The 23,702-nt window shown below is 41.7% G+C and carries 21 protein-coding genes; 10 read left to right on the forward strand and 11 right to left on the reverse strand.

What is annotated here, in order from left to right:
• Nucleotides 1–22 precede the first annotated feature (22 nt).
• The gene (locus R3O62_RS10155) at nucleotides 23–919 is read left to right on the forward strand and encodes a LysR substrate-binding domain-containing protein (RefSeq protein ID WP_005775932.1); all 897 of its coding nucleotides are present in this window, start codon (nucleotides 23–25) and stop codon (nucleotides 917–919) included.
• Between the two features lie 78 nt (nucleotides 920–997).
• On the forward strand, nucleotides 998–1,990 hold the full coding sequence (locus R3O62_RS10160; RefSeq protein ID WP_005775933.1) for a YeiH family protein: 993 nt from the start codon (nucleotides 998–1,000) through the stop codon (nucleotides 1,988–1,990).
• Between the two features lie 83 nt (nucleotides 1,991–2,073).
• Here the strand turns inward: R3O62_RS10160 and R3O62_RS10165 are convergent, their stop codons facing one another.
• The 3 genes from R3O62_RS10165 to R3O62_RS10175 are packed head-to-tail and all read right to left on the reverse strand — an operon-like array spanning nucleotide 2,074 to nucleotide 3,787.
• The gene (locus R3O62_RS10165; RefSeq protein ID WP_227559560.1) at nucleotides 2,074–2,757 is read right to left on the reverse strand and encodes a DUF4252 domain-containing protein; all 684 of its coding nucleotides are present in this window, start codon (nucleotides 2,755–2,757) and stop codon (nucleotides 2,074–2,076) included.
• A gap of 6 nt (nucleotides 2,758–2,763) precedes the next feature.
• On the reverse strand, nucleotides 2,764–3,291 hold the full coding sequence (locus R3O62_RS10170; RefSeq protein WP_005775935.1) for a hypothetical protein: 528 nt from the start codon (nucleotides 3,289–3,291) through the stop codon (nucleotides 2,764–2,766).
• On the reverse strand, nucleotides 3,272–3,787 hold the full coding sequence (locus R3O62_RS10175) for an RNA polymerase sigma factor (protein ID WP_005775936.1): 516 nt from the start codon (nucleotides 3,785–3,787) through the stop codon (nucleotides 3,272–3,274). The genes R3O62_RS10170 and R3O62_RS10175 overlap by 20 nt, the downstream gene beginning before the upstream one ends.
• Nucleotides 3,788–3,928: 141 nt before the next feature.
• Here R3O62_RS10175 and R3O62_RS10180 point away from each other — a divergent pair, with 141 nt between their 5' ends.
• The gene (locus R3O62_RS10180; protein ID WP_005809822.1) at nucleotides 3,929–4,153 is read left to right on the forward strand and encodes a hypothetical protein; all 225 of its coding nucleotides are present in this window, start codon (nucleotides 3,929–3,931) and stop codon (nucleotides 4,151–4,153) included.
• Nucleotides 4,154–4,216: 63 nt separating this feature from the next.
• Here R3O62_RS10180 and recA read toward each other — a convergent pair whose 3' ends face one another.
• The 4 genes from recA to R3O62_RS10200 form a co-directional block, all read right to left on the reverse strand.
• Nucleotides 4,217–5,260: a recombinase RecA gene (gene recA / locus R3O62_RS10185; protein WP_005775938.1), complete on the reverse strand. Its 1,044-nt coding sequence runs from the start codon at nucleotides 5,258–5,260 to the stop codon at nucleotides 4,217–4,219.
• Nucleotides 5,261–5,270: 10 nt separating this feature from the next.
• Nucleotides 5,271–5,717, reverse strand: coding sequence for a thioredoxin-dependent thiol peroxidase (bcp, locus tag R3O62_RS10190; RefSeq protein ID WP_005775939.1), 447 nt, complete (start codon nucleotides 5,715–5,717; stop codon nucleotides 5,271–5,273).
• A gap of 85 nt (nucleotides 5,718–5,802) precedes the next feature.
• A complete protein-coding gene (locus R3O62_RS10195) occupies nucleotides 5,803–6,996 on the reverse strand; it encodes a saccharopine dehydrogenase family protein (RefSeq protein WP_022011920.1) in 1,194 nt (397 codons plus the stop codon).
• A gap of 94 nt (nucleotides 6,997–7,090) precedes the next feature.
• Nucleotides 7,091–8,341 carry a hypothetical protein gene (locus tag R3O62_RS10200; protein ID WP_186993139.1) on the reverse strand — a complete coding sequence of 417 codons (1,251 nt, stop codon included), beginning with the start codon at nucleotides 8,339–8,341 and terminating at the stop codon, nucleotides 7,091–7,093.
• A 124-nt stretch (nucleotides 8,342–8,465) separates the two neighbouring features.
• On the opposite strand from R3O62_RS10200, the gene R3O62_RS10205 reads away from it, so the two are divergent.
• Complete coding sequence (locus R3O62_RS10205) at nucleotides 8,466–9,257, forward strand: META domain-containing protein (RefSeq protein WP_005809815.1); 792 nt, start codon at nucleotides 8,466–8,468, stop codon at nucleotides 9,255–9,257.
• Between the two features lie 94 nt (nucleotides 9,258–9,351).
• Here R3O62_RS10205 and R3O62_RS10210 read toward each other — a convergent pair whose 3' ends face one another.
• Nucleotides 9,352–10,353 (reverse strand): FecCD family ABC transporter permease, encoded by a 1,002-nt coding sequence (locus R3O62_RS10210; RefSeq protein WP_005809813.1) that lies wholly within the window; start codon nucleotides 10,351–10,353, stop codon nucleotides 9,352–9,354.
• Nucleotides 10,350–11,489, reverse strand: a complete 1,140-nt coding sequence (locus R3O62_RS10215; protein WP_122296642.1) for an ABC transporter substrate-binding protein — start codon at nucleotides 11,487–11,489, stop codon at nucleotides 10,350–10,352. Before R3O62_RS10215 ends, R3O62_RS10210 begins: the two co-directional genes overlap by 4 nt.
• Nucleotides 11,490–12,022: 533 nt before the next feature.
• Between R3O62_RS10215 and R3O62_RS10220 the strand changes: the two genes are divergently transcribed.
• The 4 genes from R3O62_RS10220 to R3O62_RS10235 all read left to right on the forward strand — a co-directional run bounded on the left by R3O62_RS10220 (nucleotide 12,023) and on the right by R3O62_RS10235 (nucleotide 18,647).
• Nucleotides 12,023–14,185, forward strand: coding sequence for an SLBB domain-containing protein (locus R3O62_RS10220; protein WP_250710202.1), 2,163 nt, complete (start codon nucleotides 12,023–12,025; stop codon nucleotides 14,183–14,185).
• Nucleotides 14,186–14,192: 7 nt separating this feature from the next.
• Nucleotides 14,193–14,717 carry a UpxY family transcription antiterminator gene (locus tag R3O62_RS10225; RefSeq protein ID WP_165016035.1) on the forward strand — a complete coding sequence of 175 codons (525 nt, stop codon included), beginning with the start codon at nucleotides 14,193–14,195 and terminating at the stop codon, nucleotides 14,715–14,717.
• Between the two features lie 286 nt (nucleotides 14,718–15,003).
• Entirely contained in the window at nucleotides 15,004–16,923 is a 1,920-nt protein-coding gene (gene dnaK, locus R3O62_RS10230; RefSeq protein WP_044299548.1) for a molecular chaperone DnaK, read from the forward strand.
• A 152-nt stretch (nucleotides 16,924–17,075) separates the two neighbouring features.
• A complete protein-coding gene (locus R3O62_RS10235; RefSeq protein ID WP_005775949.1) occupies nucleotides 17,076–18,647 on the forward strand; it encodes a ClC family H(+)/Cl(-) exchange transporter in 1,572 nt (523 codons plus the stop codon).
• Here R3O62_RS10235 and nfo read toward each other — a convergent pair.
• Both nfo and R3O62_RS10245 read right to left on the reverse strand, forming a co-directional pair.
• Nucleotides 18,641–19,477, reverse strand: a complete 837-nt coding sequence (gene nfo, locus R3O62_RS10240) for a deoxyribonuclease IV (protein ID WP_032535522.1) — start codon at nucleotides 19,475–19,477, stop codon at nucleotides 18,641–18,643. The two genes, R3O62_RS10235 and nfo, sit on opposite strands and share 7 nt — an antisense overlap.
• A 128-nt stretch (nucleotides 19,478–19,605) precedes the next feature.
• On the reverse strand, nucleotides 19,606–20,973 hold the full coding sequence (locus tag R3O62_RS10245) for a TrpB-like pyridoxal phosphate-dependent enzyme (protein ID WP_005809773.1): 1,368 nt from the start codon (nucleotides 20,971–20,973) through the stop codon (nucleotides 19,606–19,608).
• A 135-nt stretch (nucleotides 20,974–21,108) separates the two neighbouring features.
• Here R3O62_RS10245 and R3O62_RS10250 point away from each other — a divergent pair, with 135 nt between their 5' ends.
• Entirely contained in the window at nucleotides 21,109–22,944 is a 1,836-nt protein-coding gene (locus R3O62_RS10250; protein WP_005775953.1) for a TrkH family potassium uptake protein, read from the forward strand.
• A 15-nt stretch (nucleotides 22,945–22,959) separates the two neighbouring features.
• On the forward strand, nucleotides 22,960–23,646 hold the full coding sequence (locus tag R3O62_RS10255; RefSeq protein WP_005775954.1) for a potassium channel family protein: 687 nt from the start codon (nucleotides 22,960–22,962) through the stop codon (nucleotides 23,644–23,646).
• Nucleotides 23,647–23,702: the final 56 nt, after the last annotated feature.

Genomic DNA, 23,702 nt, shown 5'->3' on the forward strand with positions numbered 1-23,702 from the left:
TAGACAATAAACCTTTATATTTATGTCTGATTTTCGTCTAAAAGTATTTTTAAGTGTTGCTAAGAACCTTAGTTTCACGAAAGCGTCACAGGAGTTGTTTGTCAGTCAGCCTGCTATAACCAAGCATATTCAGGAATTGGAAACTTGCTATCAGGCCCGCTTGTTTGACAGGCAAGGGAATAAGATTTCTTTGACAGAGGCAGGGAAGCTTTTGCAAGAACATAGTGAAAAGATATTGGAGGATTATAAACGGCTGGAATATGAAATGCATTTACTCCATAATGAATATATAGGTGATTTAAAGTTAGGTGCCAGTACTACAATTGCGCAATATGTGCTTCCTCCTTTATTGGCTAATTTTATAGCAAAATTTCCTCAGGTGAATCTTTCTTTGCTGAATGGGAATTCCAGAGAAATAGAAGCAGCTTTGCAGGAACACCGCATTGACTTAGGTTTAGTGGAGGGAATTTCTCGTTTGCCGAATCTTAAATATACTACGTTTTTGCAGGATGAATTGGTGGCTGTTGTCCACACAGGTAATAAGCTCTCATTACCGGATGAAATTACTCCGGAAGATTTATCCAGAATTCCTCTTGTGCTTCGTGAGAGAGGTTCGGGTACGTTGGATGTTTTTGAAAGAGCTTTGTCCGGACATAATATAAAGTTATCATCTTTGAATGTGCTTTTATATTTGGGTAGTACGGAGAGTATCAAATTATTTCTGGAACATACAGATTGTATGGGAATTGTTTCTATCCGTTCCATCAGTCGTGAATTACTTTCCGGTACTTTCCGGGTTATCGAAATCAAAGGCATGCCTATGTTGCGTGAATTCTGTTTTGCCCAACCCCAAGGGCAGGAGAGTGGATTGTCACAGGTTTTGATGCAGTTTGCCATGCATCATAATAAAAAGTTATAAAGCATAATTAGATGCAATTGGCATATACCGATAAGTAGCCGTATCTTTGCACCCGAAAAATAAAAAAGATAATAAGATATGGTATCAGCTATTACGAAAACGTTACAGACAAACAATAAAAAGGTCTATGTTTCTTTACTTTCTATTTTGACTTTATTTCTAATGTTGGATTATGTTCCAGGATTGCAGGCACTTTCTGCATGGGTAACCCCACCATTAGCTCTCTTCCTTGGGTTAGCTTTCGCATTGACATGTGGACAGGCGCATCCGAAATTTAATAAAAAGACATCCAAATATTTGTTGCAATACTCTGTTGTCGGATTAGGTTTTGGTATGAATTTGCATTCGGCACTTGCTTCCGGTAAAGAAGGAATGGAGTTTACTATTATTTCAGTAATCGGTACACTGATCATTGGGTGGTTTATTGGTCGTAAGTTCCTGAAGGTAGATCGTAATACCTCTTATCTTATCAGTTCGGGTACGGCGATTTGTGGTGGTAGTGCCATTGCTGCTGTAGGTCCTGTAGTAAAGGCGAATGATAGTGAAATGTCTGTAGCGTTGGCTACAATATTCATATTAAACGCACTTGCACTTTTTATCTTTCCAGTAATCGGACATGCTTTAAATATGAGTCAACATGAGTTCGGAACTTGGGCTGCCATTGCTATTCATGATACAAGTTCTGTGGTAGGTGCCGGTGCTGCATACGGTGAGGAGGCACTAAAAGTTGCTACTACTATTAAATTGACCCGTGCCCTTTGGATTATTCCAATGGCATTTGCTACTTCGTTTATCTTTAAAAGTAAAGGACAGAAGATCAGCATTCCTTGGTTTATCTTCTTCTTTGTATTAGCTATGATTGTGAATACCTATTTGTTGGGTAGTGTGCCTGCATTGGGGGCAGCTATCAATGGATTGGCTCGTAAAACTTTAACTATCACTATGTTTTTCATCGGGGCTTCTCTTTCATTGGATGTTGTGAAGTCCGTAGGTATCAAACCTTTGATACAGGGAGTACTTTTGTGGGCAGTGATTAGTCTGAGCACTTTAGCATATATTTATTGGTGCTGATTAAATATAAACAGAACTGTATGTAAGAGGTACGATGTCTAAATACATCGTACCTCTTACATATAATAAATATCCTATATCATTTACTCTATACTTATGTTTTTTAGTTCTTTCCCAAGGTTTTTTAGTTCGTCATTCAAAGCGTTTAATTCTTCACTATAATTTGTATCTATAGTGTTCAAATTATAAGTTCCGCTTAATTCTATCATACCTTTTTGTTTGCTTATATCTTTCTTGCTGTCATAAATGACAGGTGTATTATTGGTATAGAGCCTATCTTCTGATATTATAAAGCACTGACTGGTATTTTGATACAACATTAGTTTTTTGATATCATCCGTCGTCATATCTCCTTCCATATATACAAATTTTAGGGAAGATGCTCCGACCATTACCATAATTAGTTCTTTTATCTTACTTCCTTTACGATTTACATAGATTTCTGAACCGGAAGTTGTCCCTTTTTGTTTCATCAATAGTTCATATTTGGATGACTGCACCAAAGAACGAATATCTTTAGCCATCTCTTCACGTATCTTATTATCACGCGTAGAAAGGACCTGAACAGAATTCAAGTGTTCTGCCACCTTACCTATATAAAGGTCCTTCATAAATAAGTTCGGATTTAGTTCCATCATTGCTTTAGAGATGTAAACTGATGATACCCCTTTCATGTCGTTGTATTTGTTGAACAGATTCTTTTGTGCCTGACAAAAGAGAGGTGATAATAGCAGCACACAAACCAGAATAAATTTCATTGTTTTCATAACCGTTTATTTTTTTATTTCGTTTTTTACTTCTTGATGTATTCTTCTCATGTCAATTTGGCTTTCCTTCACTTCATTGAACCCGTTGTTCAGGTTAACGGAAATCTCCAGTAATGTCGCCTGAAACATTCGATAGGCTTCTTCCGGGTCAGAAAACGTGTCTTGCGGTGTAGGTGGACACACATTTTTACCCAGATTGTCGATACCATATCCAAGACCGACAAGTAATAGTATAGTGGCTGCTATACTTCCAATCCAGCGCCAATTGTTCTTGGAACTGTTGGGGCGGAAGAAGCGTTGTTCTTTCTCGGCCATTTCATCAATCAACAAGTTTAGTTTGTCCTCCAAATATGCAGGAATTTCCACATCATGATCTGCGTTTAAGTAAAGGTTAAGAAAGATTTCTTTGTCCTTCAGCAGATGTTCGGGCACTTCCGTTGTTCTGAAATAATCTCTCAGCGCCTCTTCTTGGCTCTCGGTAGTAGTCCCCTCATAAAACTTGGCGAGCAACCTTTCAATTTCTTCGACTTTCATAATTATTCCATTTATTAAATTCTTCACGTATCTTTTTCCTTGCTCGTGATAGCAGTACACGAACATTAATAGAATTCAATCCGGTAACTTGTTCTATCTCTTCGTAAGAACAGCCTTTGATATCGCGCATGTTTATGATCCGTTGCTGCTGTTCGGGTAAGTGGGCTATGATATCTGTTACCTGTCGTGCGCCTTCGCGTACTTCCAGGTTGTCCGACTGGGAAATATCCTGAACGGCAGACAGTTCTACGGTTTGTCGGGACAATATGTACTTTCCTGAGCGGAGCAAATCAAAACACATATTCTTTACCAAAGTGACACTAAATGCTTCCGGATTACTAATAACAGTCAGTCCTTCCCGCTTATCCCACAGCTTCAGGTAGGCTTCTTGCACTATATCCTCCGCATCGGCTGAATTCTCCAGTAGTCGGTAAGCTACACGGTACAGTTTGCGGTGATAAGGCAGAAACTCTTTTTTAAAACTCTCAGCATCCATGGATTCGTTTTTGTCAATGTTTATATTTGTAAGACGTAGCGGGACGAATTATGTTACAAAGAAAGAGAAAAAAGAGCAAGTAATATGAAGATATTTGATGAAAAGGATGTACTTTTAATGCCTTAATTAAAATGAAATACTATGAGTGAAAGTGAAATTACGAAATTGGATATTATTGTAGAGGTATTAGGTGAGAGAGAACCAGAGATACGGCGCTTGGTTACATTGGATGATCGGATAAGGACATTTGCAGAGTCTGGTGATGAAAATGGTCAGAGAATGCCAATTGAACTTATAGCGGAGTGGGCGATGTTGCTGGATAAGTACTATCCGTTGGCATTGGAAAAACGGAATTCTCTGAATTGATATATGATAAACGATTGGCTGTCATTCAATGAAATACAGCCAATCGTTATCTATTGATTAGAGTTATTTGTGTTCTCTCAGTTTTTCGAAGATTAATCCTTCCAGTTCTTCGGCGAGTTCAGGATTATCGGCAATACACTGTTTAGCTGCATCGCGACCTTGTCCCAGCTTCGTGTCGTTATAGCTATACCATGAACCACTTTTCTTGATGATTCCTAAATCGGCTCCCAGATCAATAATCTCTCCAGAATGTGATATACCTTCGCCAAACATGATATCGAATTCTGCTTTACGGAAAGGAGGGGCTACTTTGTTCTTCACAACCTTGACCTTTGTTTGTTTACCAATCACTTCTTCACCGTCTTTTATTTGTTGTGAACCGCGGATATCCAAACGTACCGAAGCATAGAATTTCAATGCATTGCCACCGGTTGTTGTTTCGGGATTACCGAACATTACACCGATTTTCTCACGCAATTGGTTGATGAAAACACAAGTCGTACGGGTTTTACTCACTGCTGATGTCAACTTGCGTAATGCCTGAGACATTAATCGAGCCTGCAAACCTACTTTATTGTCGCCCATGTCTCCTTCTATTTCTGCTTTCGGAGTCAAGGCGGCTACGGAGTCCACTACGATGATGTCGATGGCTGAAGAGCGGATCAATTGCTCTGCAATTTCCAGTGCCTGTTCTCCGTTATCCGGTTGAGAGATAAACAGATTATCTACATCCACTCCCAGCTTGGCCGCATAAAAACGGTCAAAGGCATGTTCAGCATCAATGAAAGCGGCAATTCCACCGGCTTTTTGTGCTTCTGCAATGGCGTGGATCGCCAGTGTGGTTTTACCGGATGATTCCGGACCATAAATTTCAATTATTCTTCCGCGGGGATAACCGCCTACGCCTAATGCTGCATTCAGTGCAATCGAACCTGTAGGAATTACTTCTACTTGTTCTACCACTTCTTCACCCATTTTCATGATAGAACCTTTACCGAAGCTTTTCTCTATCTTGTCCATGGCAGCCTGTAAGGCTTTTAATTTTTCGCTTGATGCCATTTTATTATTATCTGTTTCAAAATTTAACTCGTCTTCTTTCTTTGCCATAATGATCGATTTATAAAATTTGTGAAGCGTGTTCTTTGGTCTTTACCTCTTTCGGACCGATGATTCGTTCAACGACTCCTTCTTCATTGATCAGGAAAGTAGTGCGTAAAGTACCCATATAGGCACGGCCATATAGCTTTTTCTCTCCCCATACTCCAAATTGCTCTACTAATTTTTTATCAGTATCGGCAATCAAGGTAAATGGCAGATTATTCTTTTCAATAAATTTTTGATGTGACTTTTCATTGTCTACACTAACACCGATCACTTCGTATCCGGCCTTACGCAATTCTGCGTAATTGTCACGCAGGCTGCAAGCCTGAGCCGTACAGCCGGAAGTGCTATCTTTGGGGTAGAAATAAAGGACGATTTTTCTTCCTTTATAGTTGCTGAGGCGTACCTCTTCTCCCTTTTCATTGATACCCAGCAATTCAGGGGCTTTATCTCCTATATTCATCTTTGATGATTTTCCCAATGTATAAATTATGTCAATCAGCTTACCACAAGGTGGCATATAGCCAATTGACATATTATTATGTTAATTACAATTCCAGGTTTCCGTCGAATTCTTCGTGCCAAGGCAGACCTTGTTTGTTCAATTGTTCCATGAACGGATCCGGATTAAACTCTTCCACATTATTCACACCCGGTCGCTTCCATTCGCCTTTGAAGAACATCATGGCACCAATCATGGCCGGGACACCTGTGGTATAGCTTACTCCCTGCATACCCGTTTCTTTGTATGCTGCTTCGTGACTACAGTTATTGTATACATAGTAGGTACGTTCTTTGCCATCTTTTAAGCCACGGATGCGGCAACCGATAGAGGTTTCCCCTTCGTAATTTTCACCCAGATCTTGAGGATTAGGTAGCACGGCCTTCAAGAATTGCAAAGGAACAATTTTTTGCCCGTTGTAATCGATTTCGTCGATGCGGGCCATACCGATGTTCTGAATCACACGTAGATGAGTCAGATATTCCTGACCGAATGTCATCCAGAAACGTGCTCGTTTGATAGTTGGAAAGTGTTTTACAAGTGATTCTAACTCTTCGTGGTATAACAAGTATGAATCGCGAGGACCTATATTCGGATAAGTCAAGTCTTTATGAATTTCCAAGGGTCCGGTGGTTATCCATTGTCCGTTTTCATAATAACGTCCGTTTTGGGTGATTTCACGGATATTGATTTCCGGATTGAAGTTTGTAGCAAAAGCCTTGTGATGATTTCCGGCATTACAATCTACTATATCCAGGTATTGAATTTCATCGAAATAATGTTTGGCAGCATATGCCGTATAAATGCCACTCACCCCTGGGTCGAATCCACAACCTAAGATAGCAGTCAGACCTGCCTCTTTGAAACGTTCGTGATAAGCCCATTGCCAGCTATATTCAAAGTGAGCTTCGTCTTTAGGCTCATAATTAGCGGTATCCAGGTAGTTTACACCTGCTTTCAGGCAGGCTTCCATGATAGTCAGATCTTGATAAGGCAAAGCAACGTTAATAACCATTTCCGGTTTGAAGTCGTTGAATAGTGCTACCAGTTCGTCTACATTATCAGCATCCACTTGGGCTGTTTTTATGCTGGGGTTGCCGATGGCTTTCACAATGTCGTCACATTTTGACTTCGTGCGGCTGGCGATCATGATATCAGTAAATACATCGGCATTTTGTGCCACTTTGTGTGCTACAACGGTACCTACACCGCCTGCACCGATAATAAGAACTCTACCCATTTCTTTAATTAAGAATTTTAAATTAAGAATTTAAGAATTGTTGATGGAACAAATATACGGCATTATTTCAGAATATTCGCCGATTTAAGTTTCTTTATTTGGCGCGAAGCAAGATACCATTTTCAAACTCCAGTATTTTTCCTCTGTATAACCATGTCTCAAAACGAGAGTCGGTCCGGGCTCTGATTTCGATAGGTTCGCCGATTGCCAACTTACACTCCTCGGTTGTCATACCCGGTTTTACTTCTCCTTTAGCAAGCATTAACCAGTTGGCTTCGCTAATGTTCGGATATTTTTTTCGTATGTTGGCAAATTCAAAAAGATTTTCGATGAAATCTTCATTTCTAAGGATAGGGTCATATCTCAAATCTACTTTTATTCGGTATGTTGTTCCCAAAACATCTGCCAGTAGGAGTGTAGCTGACGTTCCTGTTTTTTCAGGTTGCACATCTTTGATTTGTAACGGAGTATAACGCAGTAAATCTGCTTGTTTTGTTCGTATTGTTTTTAAGGGATAAACGGCTTGTCCGATATATTTAGATTGGATGGACTCTTTGGCTTTAATGTCCGGATTGGTAAAAGAAAATGCGTTGGGGAAGTAGCTCATCCTTTTTTCTGCTTGAAAATCTTCAGGTTCCATACAGGAATTTGTTCTGGACATGGCTACGTCAATATAATAGGTGTTCCCTTTACTGTCAGTAAAAACAATTCTCACAGGAAAAGCTTTGCTACCAATACTTATTGCCATAACTTTCACGGGTTCGCCTTTGGGAATGCTGACCTCTCTGTATCCGGAGTAACTGCTGACATCATCTACTTTTACTATGGTAGTCCGGGTATAAAGTGTTTTTCCAATCAATAATTCTTTGGCAGTATTTATATCTTGCAGGTAGACGAGCCCGTTGATACCGGCACGAGGATCTTTATCACACAGATCGTTTAGTTTGGTATCTTTCATTTCGTAATAGTATTTTTTACCTTCACATTCAAAAATGAAACGTGAAGTATATATTTTACCGATATATGTTTCATGCTCTGTTTCTTCTGATCCTACATATTCTACAGTTTTATTTTTGAGTAAGTCGTTAACTACTTCTTTCCCGTTTTCGTAACAATAAAATATGGGGATGAATTCGTCACCACTATCCGGAACAAACATAAATTTTATTCCAGGTGTCCACTTACATAATTGTTTCATCGGAAAATACGTTGTTATGAAATTCGTTTCTTCATCAACCGATGGAGCCAAGGGGGAAGAGAGGGGTACGGAATAATCTTTCTGTGCAATTGCCGCCGAAGCGACTGTCAAGAGGAGGAGTAATAAGGTTCTGATACGTCTTTTCATGATTGTATATTGTTTGTTGAACTATTCGTATGTCTGTTCTGTTTATCTTAATTCGACAAATGTATCAACTTTATATTATTTTTTATCTATATTTGCGCCAATATTTAACTTAAATAGTATAACAATGAAAAAAGTATTGTTTTCAATTTGCATGGCAGGTGCAGCATTCGCAATGTCATCTTGTGGTTCAACCAAAGAGACCGCTTCTTTATCATCTTTAAATGGTGAGTGGAACATTATTGAAGTGAACGGTTCAGCTATTGTTCCGGCAGAGAATCAGGAATTGCCGTTTATCGGTTTTGATACAGCAACTGGAAAAGTATATGGTAACAGCGGCTGTAATCGTATGATGGGTTCGATAGATCTAAATTCAAAACCCGGTACTATTGATATGAGTCGTTTGGGAAGTACTCGTATGGCTTGTCCTGATATGACAACGGAACAAAATGTACTGAATGCATTGGGACAGGTAAAGAGTTATAAAAAGCTGGGTAAACAGAACATGGCTCTTTGTAATGCTTCCAGTCGCCCGGTAGTTGTCCTTCAGAAGAAAGTATCTACGGTGAAGTTGTCTGCACTGAACGGTGAATGGAAAATAGAGGAAGTGAATGGTGAGGCTATTCCTTCCGGTATGGAGAAGCAGCCTTTTATCAGTTTTGACATTAAAAAGAAATCTATTCATGGAAATGCCGGATGTAATCTGATTAATGGAGGATTTGAAACTGATAAAGAAAATCCTCGTTCTATTTCTTTCCCAAATGTTATTTCTACTATGATGGCTTGTCCGGACATGGAGGTAGAAAGTAAAGTGATGAAGGCTATCAATGAGGTGAAATCATTTGATGTATTGTCCGGTGGTGGAATTGGTTTGTATAACGCAGACGGGACATTGGTAATGGTGTTAGTGAAAAAATAGAAGTGCCTTAGTTAAAAGATACAGAGAAGGGTGTCCAGATAGGACACCCTTCTCTGTATCTTTTAACTAAGGTTTAGTATAATAATGGTTCTTCTTATTTTAGATATGAGTTGCGGAATATGATCCAAACGATTACTGGAGAGCCAAACAAAGCAGTTACTGCATTGATAGGTAATGTGCCCTGCATTCCGGGCATTTGAGAAATTAAGTCGCAAATTAACAGCGTAATGGCACCACACAGTATGGAGCCCGGAAGAATAATACGGTGATTAGGGCTCCCAAACAATCCTCTGGCTACATGGGGCATGGTGATGCCTATGAAGGCTATAGGACCGGTAAAAGCCGTCGAAGTTCCGGCCAAAAGTGCAGTGGCCAGAATAATCCAAAGGCGTAATCTGATCACAGAGACTCCCAATCCGTTGGCATAGTTTTTTCCCAACAACAAAATATTGAGTTGCTTTTGCAAGAGCAATGCAGTCAGAATTCCACAGGCAATGACAGGGGCCATCACACTCATCTGTTCCCAGCCCACTGAAGAGAGGCTGCCAAAGGTCCAGGTAATAAAAAGCTTGAGAGTATCCGGATTGCTCATACTTTGCAGGATACTGACGATGGCACCGGCAAAGTTGCCGAACATCATGCCTATGATTAACAGAGAGACAGTCTGAGGTATTTTGATAGAAACGATTATGACCAATAATAAAACTCCTATAGCCCCAATGATAGCAGCTGTCACTTGCCCCCATCCTGCTATAAGCCATAAAGGAAGCGAAGAAGTGCCTAAAGTGAGTAAGGCTACTCCCAGGCTGGCGCCGGAAGTTACTCCCAATACGTCAGGACCGGCCAGTGGGTTATGAAACAGAGTTTGCATCAATACTCCGGCAACAGAAAGTGATGCTCCTGCTAAAATAGCTGTTAATGCTTTGGGAAGTCGGTGATTGATGATAATTTCACGATAGATAAGATTATCACTGCCTCCGGTAAGTGTATCCCATACGTCTCGTATGGAGAGGTTGACGCTCCCAATAGCAATATCTGCCATGAAAGCAATGACTAATAATATGATTAATAATAAAAACAGCCGGTAGTTTTTCATTCACTTCTTAATTTATCCATGTAAGTTAACTCGTAGTCAGGCAATAGTGTCGGATGAACGATCTTGATCATATCACTCAATAATAGATCCGGACGAGCTACTCCACTTTCCCAATAGTCGTTTCCACCAGTAGCATTTGCCCGCTTGTTTATATGGTATACATTGCCGTCTTTATATGATTTGAATAGTTTGTATTTCGAGTCCATTCGTCCCAACTCTTCCAAAGTATTGGCTTGTACGCCTACCCATATGTCAGCTTGGTTGAAATGTATCAGAGCTTCTTCAATACTGCTGGATATACTACCGGAAGCTGTTGTGTCGTTGGCATAATAGTAATTGGCACCTGCATCGCGGAAGAGTTGTGCACTATAGCTTCTTCCTCCCGGCATAGACCAGGTTCCCCTGTAATCTTGCCCGGAAAGTATAGAAGGCGCATATGAAAATTTCTCGGCACTCTTTTTTACTTCATTGTATTGTTTTGCTATTTGCCCGAAAATGCTGTCAGCCAATGCTTCTTTGTCAAAAAGGGCTCCGACAAATTTAATCCATTCTGCACGTCCCAGAATAGATTTTTCTTGCCATTCAATATTATATAGGATCGGCAATCCCGTTTGTTTCATACGTCGGCTGTTTTCGTCTTCGGTATTGTAGGCAGAAGTCATTACGGCCTGTGGGTGTAATAAAAGTAAGTTTTCTATGTCCAGATTGAAAGCATCGCCCAAATCTTTTATTTTACCCTCTTTGACACCTTGCAGAATGGTAGGATTGTAAATATAGGCCGAGTTGCACACCCCTGTCACTTTATGCAATTCCCCCAGAAGTTCAAGAAACCCCAAATGAGTAGCTGAGTTGGTCATAATACTTTTTAGTGGGATCACTATTTTGTGACCGTTGGCAGGGACAGGCTGATCTTCGGTTTTCACAAGATAATAGATATCATAGGTCTCTCCCGGTTTCCAGGGATTATATACTGTTACTGTAGTGTATTCAGGAGAATGTGTTATTTCGAATCCTTCTGCATATGAAAGAGGGGCCGGAACACCTTCTTCGACAGTGAGTGTTGCTTTCTGCTTTTCTTTGCAAGCAGTGAGCAGAAATGATATTAGTACAAAAAGAATAAAAGAAGATCGGTTCATCATACTTTAAATATTGATTAGTCGTGGTGCAAAAATACAGGATTATTCCGGATTATAGGTCTGCCTAATAAGGAAAATGCCGTAAATACGAGCAAAGGGAAAGCCGATGAAAATGTGTTTTTAAACGTACGTTTAAAAACACATTAAAAACAAGTGATTCGTTAAAGGGAAAGATTTATAAAATCATAGAGATAAAATGAAAAGAAAAAGAACAGACATTGATTTGAGAATGAGGTTATTTCAATAATAATGAAAGTTAAAAGGAAGTCTTTTTATTAAACACTTTGTGTATTTAAATATTAGCTTTATCTTTGTGAACAAATAAACGTACGTTTAAAAACACATTTTTTTAGATATAATACGTTGATAATAAGAGTGTTTTATTGAGAATATATTAAAAGCTAACTACTATGATTTTATTAGGATTGATTCTTGGAAGTGTAATATTAGGACTGCTTGCTTGTCTGATATGGATACTTTATGATTTTCGGAGATTTAAGAAGAAAAATAATCTGATAGAATAACTTAGGAAAATGGGCAAGAAAGTATTAGTCTTTTTACTGTATCTTTTATTTATTGGATGGGTAAGGGCTCAACAGGAAGAGCTGCAAAAAGTAGTAGGACAGAGCAAACAAACTCAGGTTTTTGGGCGCAATATATTTGCAAGTCGGAACTTGTCATTTGAACCTAATCTGAATATTCCTACTCCAGAAAACTACATGTTAGGACCGGGAGATGAAGTGATAATTGATATATGGGGAACTTCGGAAAATACGGTAAGAGAGACTATCTCTCCCGAAGGAAGTATTGTGGTGGAGAACATCGGTCCTATTTATCTGAGTGGTATGAACATGCAAGAGGCTGAGCGGCATTTACGACGTGAGTTCAGTAAAATCTATGCAGCTATTTCCGGAGAATCGGTACATATCAAGGTGACATTAGGGAAGATACGTTCCATTATGGTCAATGTCATGGGGGAGGTTGAAGTTCCCGGTACCTATCGGTTATCTGCTTTTGCATCAGTGTTTCATGCTTTGTATCGGGCTGGAGGGGTCAATCGAATTGGCAGCTTGCGTACGATTCAAGTCGTGCGGAACGGTGAAAAGGTAGCTGATGTGGATGTATATAAATATATAATGGAGGGAAAACTGGCAGATGATATCCGTTTGTCGGAAGGAGATGTGATTCTGGTCTCTCCTTATGAGAATCTGGTCGGTATTTCAGGAAAAGTGAAACGACCGATGATTTATGAGATGAAACAGGGAGAGTCTCTGGCTACCTTAATCAACTATGCAGGCGGCTTTACAGGGGATGCTTATCGGAATACGGTTCGTTTATTGCGTCGTAGCGGAAGAGAGAAGCAAATATATAATGTAGATAAAGTGGATTATGAAAACTTTATTCTGACTGATGATGATGAAGTTTCCGTAGAGGCGGTATTAGATCGTTTCTCTAATAAAGTGGAAGTTCGTGGGGCAGTATATCGTGCCGGTATGTATCAACTGGACAGTTTGACAGGAACTATAAAACAACTGATATGTCAGGCCGAAGGGCTTCGTGGGGATGCTTTTCTTAATAGAGCGTTGCTTAAGCGAGAGCGTGAGGATCTGTCACATGAAATGATTCCTGTTGATTTGAGGAAACTGATGGAGGGGAGTATTCCTGATTTACCCCTTCAAAAAAATGATGTACTTTATATATCGAGTATCCGGGAACTGGAAAAGGAAGGAACATTGGCTATCTATGGCGATGTGGCAAATCCGGGATATTTTCCTTTTGCTAAAAATATGACTATCCAGGATCTGATTTTAAAAGCCGGTGGTCTGTTGGAATCAGCTTCAACGGTTCGTATCGATGTATCGCGGCGTATTAAAGATGCTAAAAGCACCTCTTCCTCTTCTGTAATAGGGAAAAGTTTTACGGTTGAATTGGAGAATGGCCTATTGATAGGAGCAAAGAGGGTGTTTGAATTGGAACCTTATGATATGGTTTTTATACGTAGAAGCCCGGGCTATCAGAAACAGGCGAATGTGACGGTTGATGGAGAAGTAATATTCACAGGCAACTATGCGCTGACTAAAAGGAATGAACGGTTGAGTGATCTGATAGCTAAGGCCGGAGGATTGTCGAAAGATGCCTATGTAAAAGGTGCACGCCTGATGCGTAGGATGACAGCTGATGAAATCCGGCAAAAACAAGATGCAGTCCGGTTTGCTGTTAAGGGAACCGGAAAAGATTCGGTATCTTTGGCTGCTCTGGAAGTCGATCAGACTTATTCAGTAGGTATTGAACTTGAAAAAGCATTAGCAAAACCAAAGTCCGATGAAGATTTGGTGTTGCGTGAGGGAGATGTACTTTTTATTCCTAAATATGTCAGTACTGTGACCATAACCGGAGCTGTGATGTATCCCAATACGGTTCTTTATCAAAAAGGAAGTGGAATTGATTATTATATAGGTCAAGCCGGCGGCTTTGGCAACCGGGCCTTGAAGCGACGTGCCTATGTTGTATATATGAATGGCACTGTTTCCCGATTAAGACACAATACGGCAAATGCCATTGAGCCCGGGTGTGAAATAATCGTTCCCACTAAAGAAGAACGGAAAAAAGCTACTGTGTCCGGAGCAGTAGGCATGAGTAGTTCCATGGCTTCTATTGCTGCAATGGTTGCTTCTATGGTGAGTTTAACAAAATAAGAGATAGATGAATATAAATGAAAAGCCCGAAATGGCGGAGAAACAGTCATGTCATTGGTATCTTGCTTTTACAGCTTCGCGGGCAGAGCAACGTGTAAAACAAGAACTGGATCAACGAAAAGTACGGAATTATCTTCCATTGCGGAAAATTACTTATCAATGGCAGGGCCGTCCCAAGGAAACATTGTTACCACAGATAACTCGTTGCATTCTTATCTGGGCTTCAGAATCTGATGTTTTGCAGTTGTCCGGAATACAAGGATTAATTATTCCTCAAAATATATGGGAATATCGGATACCGGAATGGCAGGTGAACAGTTATCAATTATTGTTTTCTCATATAGATACTGCTGTGGAGTGGATACCTGATTGTCCGGAGCCGGCTCCTATGGTTCGTGTCACCGGAGGTTCTTTAAATGGACTGGTGGGCGAACTCGATACTTCGGAAACAGAAATACGGATAATAATCCGTTTTCATACTATGGGATGTTTTCGCATAACCATACCTGGAGAGTGGATTGAAAGACTTTAGATATTACTTTCTCTTTTTTCATCTCAACGATAATTCCTCGTCCATTTCAGGGCGGGGAATTATTATTTTATTTCCCTGTAACTTTGACTTTTTTTCATCCTTTGGGTGACATGAAAATGTCAAAATCTGACTTTCTGTCAGAATCCTGTCACTTTCGATCTTACTCAACCTTTTGGCACAAGGTTTGTTTTTTTATAGTCGTCCGTTTGAGACAAACTCCTGAAGGGGGTGCGGGAATAACCGGACAAAAGAAACTGAAATAATAATAAATAAAAGAATAACGATCATGGGAAAAATTATTGGTATTGACTTAGGAACTACAAACTCTTGTGTTTCTGTATTTGAAGGAAACGAACCTGTAGTAATAGCAAATAGTGAGGGTAAACGTACAACTCCCTCCATTGTAGCATTTGTAGATGGTGGCGAACGTAAAGTGGGTGATCCTGCAAAACGTCAGGCTATCACGAATCCTACCCGTACAGTTTTCTCTATCAAACGTTTTATGGGTGAAAATTGGGATCAGGTGCAGAAAGAAATCGCACGTGTACCTTATAAAGTGGTGAAAGGTGATAATAATACTCCGCGTGTAGATATAGACGGACGCTTATATACTCCGCAGGAAATTTCAGCAATGATTCTGCAGAAGATGAAGAAGACAGCTGAGGATTACCTGGGACAAGAAGTAACAGAAGCAGTAATCACTGTTCCTGCATATTTCTCTGACTCACAGCGTCAGGCCACAAAAGAAGCCGGACAGATTGCCGGTCTGGAAGTGAAACGTATTGTAAACGAACCGACAGCAGCTGCGTTGGCTTATGGTCTCGACAAGGCTCACAAAGATATGAAGATTGCCGTATTCGACTTAGGTGGTGGTACATTCGATATCTCTATTCTGGAATTCGGCGGTGGCGTATTTGAAGTACTTTCTACAAACGGTGATACTCACTTGGGTGGTGATGACTTTGACCAGGTAATTATCGACTGGTTGGTTCAGGAATTTAAGAATGACGAAGGTGCTGACCTGACTCAGGATCCGATGGCTATGCAGCGTTTGAAAGAAGCAGCTGAAAAAGCTAAAATTGAGCTGTCTTCTTCTACAAGTACTGAAATCAACTTGCCGTATATCATGCCGGTAGGTGGTGTACCTAAGCACTTGGTTAAGACTCTGACTCGTGCTAAATTTGAATCTTTGGCTCACAATCTGATTCAGGCTTGTCTTGAACCTTGTAAGAAAGCAATGCAAGATGCTGGTTTGAGTAACTCAGATATTGATGAAGTAATTCTTGTAGGTGGTTCTTCACGTATTCCGGCTGTACAGAAGTTGGTTGAAGATTTCTTCGGTAAAACTCCTTCAAAGGGTGTTAATCCGGATGAGGTAGTAGCTGTAGGTGCCGCTGTTCAAGGTGCTGTACTGACTGACGAAATCAAAGGTGTGGTATTGTTGGATGTAACTCCGTTGTCAATGGGCATCGAAACTCTGGGGGGTGTTATGACTAAATTGATTGACGCTAATACTACGATTCCTGCACGTAAGAGCGAAACATTCTCTACTGCTGCCGACAATCAGACCGAGGTTACCATCCATGTTTTGCAAGGTGAGCGTCCGATGGCTGCACAGAATAAATCAATCGGTCAGTTCAACCTGACTGGCATTGCTCCGGCACGCCGTGGTGTTCCTCAGATCGAGGTTACATTTGATATTGACGCCAACGGTATCTTGAAAGTATCTGCTAAAGATAAAGCTACAGGTAAGGAACAGGCTATCCGTATCGAGGCTTCCAGCGGTTTGAGCAAAGAAGAGATCGAAAAGATGAAAGCAGAAGCTGAGGCTAATGCAGAAGCAGATAAGAAAGAACGTGAGAAGATCGACAAGTTGAATCAGGCTGACAGTTTAATCTTCCAGACTGAAACTCAGTTGAAGGAACTGGGTGATAAGTTGCCGACAGATAAGAAAGCCCCGATCGAAACAGCTCTTCAGAAACTGAAAGATGCTCACAAGGCTCAGGATATGGCAACTATCGATAGCGCTATGGCCGAACTGAATACTGCATTCCAGGCTGCAAGTGCTGAAATGTACGCTCAGAGTGGTGCGCAAGGTGGTGCGCAGGCTGGTCCGGATATGAACGCAGGTCAGGCTAATGCTGGACAAAATAACGGCAAACAAGACGATAACGTTCAGGATGCTGACTTTGAGGAAGTGAAGTAAGTAAGTTCTAAACAATAGGTCTACATATAGAAGGCCGCTGCAAGACGAGTGCTTGTGGCGGCCTTTATTTGTTTGAACTAATTTTAACTATTCCGGTGAAACCAAGCAATCTCCGGATTGTTGTACTCTGCAACGGTATAACGGACGGAGATATGTTTGGAAAATCAGGTGATTTAGAGGATATGAGGAAATGGCGGGTATGGAAGCTGAAATTGATAGATGCCCGTCTTTATTTTGTCAGTATATTCGTGGGATTGTTGACAGGGCTTGTTGCTGTACCCTATCACTATCTGTTACAATTCTTTTTTAATACTCGTAGAAACTTTTTTGATTCACAGCCACATTGGTATTGGCATATTCCTATCTTTTTGTCTTTATGGGGTATCCTCTTATTTGTGATGTGGCTGGTGAAAAAGATGCCGTTGATCACCGGTGGGGGGATTCCTCAAACCCGTGGAGTGATTAACGGACGTATCTCCTACAAGCATCCTTTTATAGAGTTAGTATCTAAGTTTGTGGGAGGAGTGTTGGCGTTGAGTGCCGGTTTGTCCTTGGGACGTGAGGGACCCTCCGTGCAGATCGGCTCTTATATCGGTTGTCTGGTGTCTAAATGGGGAAGGGTGCTTGCCGGTGAACGAAAACAACTGCTTGCCGCCGGTGCAGGTGCCGGATTGGCTGCTGCTTTTGCCGCTCCCTTGGCTTCTTCGTTATTGGTCATTGAGTCTATCGAACGTTTTGATGCACCTAAGACCGCCATAACCACTTTGCTCGCCGGAGTGGTGGCAGGTGGTGTGGCGAGTATGATCTTTCCCATTAACCCTTATTTCCAGATTGACGCTATTTCTCCCGGACTGGTTTTTTCTTCACAAGTCAAATTGTTCTTATTGCTGGCTGCGGTGATTTCCGTATCCGGTAAGATTTATTCGGTTATTACAGTTTGGTTTAAGCGACTTTATCCGGCCATCAAGCATCCGGCTTATGTGAAGATGCTCTATTTGCTGTTTATTGCTTATTTAATATCACTCACGGAAGTGAATCTGACCGGTGGAGGTGAACAATTTTTATTGGAGCAGGCGATGCATGCTGACACCCATATTATGTGGATTGTGGGGATGATGATTCTGCATTTTGTTTTTAGTGTGCTTTCGTTTTCTTCCGGATTGCCGGGAGGAAGTTTTATTCCCACTCTGGTTACCGGGGGACTGATCGGGCAGATCGTTGCTTTGATTCTGGTACGTCAGGGCATTATCGGATACGAAAACATCAGCTATGTCATGCTGATATGTATGTCTGCTTTTTTGGTTGCGGTGATCCGGACTCCTTTGACAGCAATCGTTTTGATTACCGAGATCACAGGACATCTGGAGGTTTTCTACCCCTCCATTGTTGTGGGAGGGCTGACCTACTATTTTACGGAGATGTTGCAGATCCAGCCGTTTAATGTAACACTTTATGATGACATGATCAGTTCTCCTGACTTTCAGGAGGAGAAGCGCTATACTCTTTCTGTCGAAGTGATGAGTGGTTCATATTTTGATGGAAAGACGGTAAGCGAATTACTATTGCCGGAACGTTGTGAGATTATCAATATACACCGTGATCGGAAAGATATACCCCCGGCAAAGCAAAAACTTGTTCCGGGGGATCAGGTGCAGATCGAGATGGATGCACAAGATATTGAAAAATTATACGAACCTTTGGTAAGTATGGCCAATATCTATTGAGCTTGTTCTCTCAGCCAAGCTATTTCTTCGGGCCACAGTGTTTCGTCAATGGTCTCCAGAATCAACGGCATATTGTCGAAACGGGGATCTTTCATTAGTTTCTCAAAGAAAGCGAAACCGATTAGTCCCTTACCGATGCTGTCGTGACGATCTACTCGACTACCTAATTCTTTTTTGGAATCATTGAGGTGCATCCCCCGCAGATATTCAAATCCGACTACTTCACCGAATTCTCCGAAGACATCATCATAATCATTCAGAAAGTCATAACCGGCTGTAAAAGTGTGGCAGGTGTCCAGACAAACCCCTACACGACTTTTATCCTCCACGCGGTCGATGATGTACTTCAGCTGCCAGAATTCATTTCCCAGGTTGCTTCCTTGTCCGGCAGTATTTTCAATAACGGCAGTTACTCCTTGGGTCTTTTCCAAAGTCAGATTGATGCTTTCTGAGATCCGATCCAGACATTCTTCCACCGGTATCTTGTTGAGGTGGCTGCCGGGATGGAAGTTCAACAGTTTCAGTCCCAATTGTTCGCAACGTTGCATTTCGTCAAGGAAGGCAGCCCGGCTTTTGGACAGTCCCTCTTCTTCGGGATGTCCCAGGTTTATCAGGTAACTATCGTGCGGGAGAATGTATTCGGGGGCGAAGCCGAATTTCTCACAATTTTCTTTGAAGAGACGGATACTATCTTCGGTTAGTGGCTTACTGACCCACTGGCGTTGATTTTTAGTAAAGAGGGCAAATGCGTTGGCCCCGATTTCGTGTGCATTGACAGGAGCGAACTCAACGCCTCCTGATGCACTGACATGTGCTCCGATATATTTCATATTCTTTTCTTTGATTCATATGCAAAGATAACATTTCCGTAACAATATATGTTTTGCCCCATAACAATATATGTAATGAGTGATTACATATATTGTTATGGGGCAAAAGCTCTGATGGGATCCGACGGTTAAGCCAGATTGCCTATTTCATCCAGATTCTTTTGGATATCATCATCTGTAAGCGAATAGTTTACCAAGTCACCGGACAGGTATTTGTCATACGAAGCCATATCGATCAGTCCGTGACCGGACAGGTTGAACAGAATCACTTTCTCTTCTCCGCTTTCTTTGCATTTGTTTGCCTCACGAACGGCGGCTGCGATGGCGTGGCAAGATTCCGGAGCAGGAATAATACCTTCAACCTGTGCGAACAGGCATCCGGCTTCGAAAGATTCCAGTTGGCTGATATCGACAGCTTCCATCAGTTTGTCTTTGAGGAGTTGCGAAACGATCACTCCTGCACCGTGGTAGCGAAGTCCGCCGGCGTGGATGTTGGCCGGAGCAAAGTTGTGCCCCAATGTAAACATAGGCAACAGTGGGGTATATCCTGCTTCGTCGCCGAAGTCGTATTGAAACTTACCGCGGGTCAGCTTCGGGCAAGATGCCGGTTCGGCAGCAATGAAGCGTGTTTTTTTACCTTCAAGGATGTTATGGCGCATGAATGGGAACGCGATGCCACCGAAGTTGGAACCACCACCAAAGCATGCGATCACCATATCGGGATATTCACCTGCCATTGCCATTTGTTTTTCAGCTTCCAGGCCAATCACGGTCTGGTGCAGGGTGACATGGCTCAGAACGGAACCTAATGTATATTTACAGTTTGGAGTAGTTTGAGCCAGTTCGATGGCTTCAGAGATGGCGGTACCCAATGAGCCCTGATGATTCGGGTGTGCAGTCAGAATATCTTTTCCTGCACGGGTCGACATCGAAGGCGAAGGAGTCACCTGGGCACCATAGGTCTGCATGATGCTACGGCGGTAAGGTTTCTGCTCATAACTGATTTTCACTTGATAAACGGCTGCTTCCAAACCGAAAAGTTTGGCGGCGTAAGCCAGGGAAGCTCCCCATTGTCCGGCACCGGTTTCAGTTGTTACATTCTGTACACCTTCTTTTTTACAATAATAAGCTTGTGGAATGGCCGAGTTCAATTTGTGCGAACCCATCGGGCTGACACTTTCATTCTTGAAATAAATATGTGCCGGTGTGCCTAATGCTTTTTCCAGCCCATAGGCACGGACCAATGGAGTACTGCGGTAATATTTGTACATTTCACGAACCTCTTCCGGTATTTCTATCCATTGGTCGGTTTGGTTCAGTTCCTGACGGCAAAGCTCTTCCGCGAAGATCGGATACAGATCTTCTGCCTTTAATGGCTGTTTGGTTCCCGGATGCAACGGGGGCATCGGCTTGTTCACCATGTCGGCTTGTATGTTGTACCAGTAATGCGGAATTTCTTCTTCAGGCAGTATGTACCTTTTTTTCTTGTCGCTCATAATATTGTAGTTATTTGATTATTCTGATGCCAAAAGTAAGTATAATTTTTAAGAATTATATGATTTCAGCAACAAAGAATCGGATATGTTTGTTATTTTAGTTAAGTTTGTGCGACTCTATTAATATGCAATCCGATGAAGATTTATCATAAATTCTTTTTGTACCAGAATAAATTGTTGCAGCCTTACGTACGACTTTTGTTACGATTAATGGCAATTATCACCTATCTGGCTTCCATCATGCTGATAGTCGGAGTGATTTACGAACATGGCTTTACGCTCTCTGCCCATGAAGTTACGAAAATACATCTTCTTTATAAGACGGTTTGGATTATATTCCTGATCGACGTTACGCTGCATATCCTGCTTGAATATAGAGATACGAAAAAGAATTTCCGGAAGTTGGCCTGGATACTGAGCTGGTTACTGTATCTGACTTTGATTCCTGTTATCTTCCATCGGCCCGAGGAGGGAGGGGCTATTCTGCATCTGTGGGAATTCCTGCACGGTTACTTTTACCATATTGTCTTGCTGTTGCTTTTCTCCTTACTGAATTTGTCTAATGGGCTGGTACGATTGTTGGGCAGGAGAACCAATCCTTCTTTGATTCTGGCTGTCAGCTTCCTGGTGATTATATTTATCGGATCGGGGTTGTTGATGTTGCCTCGTTGTACTGTGGAGGGGGTTACCTTATCGTGGGTCGACGCGTTGTTTACTTCTACCAGTGCCGTCTGCGTAACCGGGTTGGTTCCCGTTGACGTATCCGCTACTTTTACGCCGGCCGGACTGACAGTTATCATTCTTTTGATTCAGATCGGTGGTCTGGGAGTGATGACACTGACCAGTTTCTTTGCCATGTTCTTCATGGGAAATACTTCTTTGTACAATCAGTTGGTCGTACGTGATATGGTAAGTTCCAATTCATTGGGGTCGTTATTCTCTACTTTATTGTACATATTAGGTTTTACATTGGTCATTGAGGGGATAGGCATGCTCTCTATCTGGTTCAGTATACATGGTACGCTGGGGATGGATGTTCAGGATGAACTGGCTTTTTCTGCCTTTCATTCCATCTCTGCCTTTTGTAATGCCGGATTTTCTACGTTGCCCGGTAATTTAGGCAATCCGATGATTATGACCCAGCATAACTGGCTGTATATAACCGTGTCTTTCCTGATTATTTTTGGTGGAATCGGATTTCCGATTCTGGTTAATTTTAAAGATATTATAGTTTACCATGCCCGTCGTTTCTGGCGTCTGATCCGTACCCGCCAGTGGGACAATCATCAGGTACATCATCTGTTCAATCTCAATACTAAGATTGTATTGATAATGACTGTTCTGCTACTGGTTTTCGGAACGCTTGCCATTGCTTTTTTCGAGTGGGATCATTCGTTTGCAGGCATGTCGGTTGCCGATAAGTGGACACAGGCTTTCTTCAATGCCACTTGCCCCCGAACCGCCGGATTCAGCAGTGTAGACCTGACTTCACTGAGCATACAAACCATCATGCTTTATATAGTCCTGATGTGGATCGGTGGTGCGGCACAGTCCACAGCCGGTGGTGTGAAAGTAAATGCTTTTGCTGTTGCCTCACTCAACCTGATCGCTGTGCTGAGAGGAACCGAAAGAGTGGAGGTATTTGGCCGTGAGTTGTCACATGACTCCATCCGACGTTCCAATGCTGCGGTAGTCGTTTCTTTGGGAATCTTGTTTGTGTTTGTCTTTATTCTGAGCATACTGGAACCCAAGATGTCTATCATGACCCTGACGTTTGAATGTGTGTCGGCTTTAAGTACGGTTGGCTCCAGTCTGAATGCCACTCCTTTGCTGTGTGATGAAAGTAAGTTGCTGGTATCTCTGCTTATGTTTATCGGCCGTGTAGGATTTATCACTCTGGTGCTGGGCATCGTGAAACAGAAAAAGAATACAAAATACCGTTATCCGAGCGATAACATTATCATAAACTAATCAGTTGAATTTATTATGAAATACATTATTATTGGTCTTGGAAACTACGGTCATGTGCTGGCTGAGGAACTTTCCGCCTTAGGGCACGAGGTGATAGGGGCCGATTTGGACGAAGGACGGGTAGATAGCATAAAAGATAAGATTGCCACTGCCTTTGTAATCGATGCGACGGACGAGCAGTCTCTTTCCGTTTTGCCTCTTAACAGTGTTGATATGGTGATTGTTGCCATTGGTGAGAATTTCGGAGCTTCAATCCGCGTGGTGGCTATGTTGAAGCAAAAGCAGGTGCAACATATTTATGCACGTGCCATCGACGGAGTACACAAAGCAGTGCTTGAAGCATTTGGACTGGAGAAGATACTGACTCCGGAAGAAGATGCCGCCCGAAGTTTGGTGCAGTTGCTGGATTTTGGTACAAAGATGGAAACTTTCCGGATAGATTCGGAATACTATGTAGTCAAATTCAATGTTCCCGAGAAATTTGTAGGCTATTTTGTCAATGAGTTAAATCTGGATGAAGAGTTTCATTTAAAGCTGATAGGACTGAAACGCTCCAATACCATCAAGAACTGCTTGGGCATTTCGTTGGTAGAGCACAAGATAGTGAACGAATTGCCCGAGAATGCCAAGATTCGTCCGGATGACGTATTGGTATGCTACGGTAAATATAATGATTTCCAGAAATTGTGGAAGGCATTGTGATAGACAAATAACGGAAGACGACGAATCATTGATATAAAAATGCGCCATAAATGTTA

Origin of the sequence: Bacteroides hominis (assembly GCF_033042785.2) — a bacterium.
GTDB classification, from domain to species: domain Bacteria; phylum Bacteroidota; class Bacteroidia; order Bacteroidales; family Bacteroidaceae; genus Bacteroides; species Bacteroides hominis.

What these genes read in the sequence shown, in the direction of transcription:
- R3O62_RS10155 (WP_005775932.1), top strand. Translation starts at nt 23, where the DNA reads ATGTCTGATTTTCGTCTAAAAGTATTTTTAAGTGTTGCTAAGAACCTT.
- R3O62_RS10160 (WP_005775933.1), top strand. Translation starts at nt 998, where the DNA reads ATGGTATCAGCTATTACGAAAACGTTACAGACAAACAATAAAAAGGTC.
- R3O62_RS10165 (WP_227559560.1), bottom strand. Translation starts at nt 2,757, where the DNA reads ATGAAAACAATGAAATTTATTCTGGTTTGTGTGCTGCTATTATCACCT.
- R3O62_RS10170 (WP_005775935.1), bottom strand. Translation starts at nt 3,291, where the DNA reads ATGAAAGTCGAAGAAATTGAAAGGTTGCTCGCCAAGTTTTATGAGGGG.
- R3O62_RS10175 (WP_005775936.1), bottom strand. Translation starts at nt 3,787, where the DNA reads ATGGATGCTGAGAGTTTTAAAAAAGAGTTTCTGCCTTATCACCGCAAA.
- R3O62_RS10180 (WP_005809822.1), top strand. Translation starts at nt 3,929, where the DNA reads ATGAGTGAAAGTGAAATTACGAAATTGGATATTATTGTAGAGGTATTA.
- recA (WP_005775938.1), bottom strand. Translation starts at nt 5,260, where the DNA reads ATGGCAAAGAAAGAAGACGAGTTAAATTTTGAAACAGATAATAATAAA.
- bcp (WP_005775939.1), bottom strand. Translation starts at nt 5,717, where the DNA reads ATGAATATAGGAGATAAAGCCCCTGAATTGCTGGGTATCAATGAAAAG.
- R3O62_RS10195 (WP_022011920.1), bottom strand. Translation starts at nt 6,996, where the DNA reads ATGGGTAGAGTTCTTATTATCGGTGCAGGCGGTGTAGGTACCGTTGTA.
- R3O62_RS10200 (WP_186993139.1), bottom strand. Translation starts at nt 8,341, where the DNA reads ATGAAAAGACGTATCAGAACCTTATTACTCCTCCTCTTGACAGTCGCT.
- R3O62_RS10205 (WP_005809815.1), top strand. Translation starts at nt 8,466, where the DNA reads ATGAAAAAAGTATTGTTTTCAATTTGCATGGCAGGTGCAGCATTCGCA.
- R3O62_RS10210 (WP_005809813.1), bottom strand. Translation starts at nt 10,353, where the DNA reads ATGAAAAACTACCGGCTGTTTTTATTATTAATCATATTATTAGTCATT.
- R3O62_RS10215 (WP_122296642.1), bottom strand. Translation starts at nt 11,489, where the DNA reads ATGAACCGATCTTCTTTTATTCTTTTTGTACTAATATCATTTCTGCTC.
- R3O62_RS10220 (WP_250710202.1), top strand. Translation starts at nt 12,023, where the DNA reads ATGGGCAAGAAAGTATTAGTCTTTTTACTGTATCTTTTATTTATTGGA.
- R3O62_RS10225 (WP_165016035.1), top strand. Translation starts at nt 14,193, where the DNA reads ATGAATATAAATGAAAAGCCCGAAATGGCGGAGAAACAGTCATGTCAT.
- dnaK (WP_044299548.1), top strand. Translation starts at nt 15,004, where the DNA reads ATGGGAAAAATTATTGGTATTGACTTAGGAACTACAAACTCTTGTGTT.
- R3O62_RS10235 (WP_005775949.1), top strand. Translation starts at nt 17,076, where the DNA reads ATGTTTGGAAAATCAGGTGATTTAGAGGATATGAGGAAATGGCGGGTA.
- nfo (WP_032535522.1), bottom strand. Translation starts at nt 19,477, where the DNA reads ATGAAATATATCGGAGCACATGTCAGTGCATCAGGAGGCGTTGAGTTC.
- R3O62_RS10245 (WP_005809773.1), bottom strand. Translation starts at nt 20,973, where the DNA reads ATGAGCGACAAGAAAAAAAGGTACATACTGCCTGAAGAAGAAATTCCG.
- R3O62_RS10250 (WP_005775953.1), top strand. Translation starts at nt 21,109, where the DNA reads ATGAAGATTTATCATAAATTCTTTTTGTACCAGAATAAATTGTTGCAG.
- R3O62_RS10255 (WP_005775954.1), top strand. Translation starts at nt 22,960, where the DNA reads ATGAAATACATTATTATTGGTCTTGGAAACTACGGTCATGTGCTGGCT.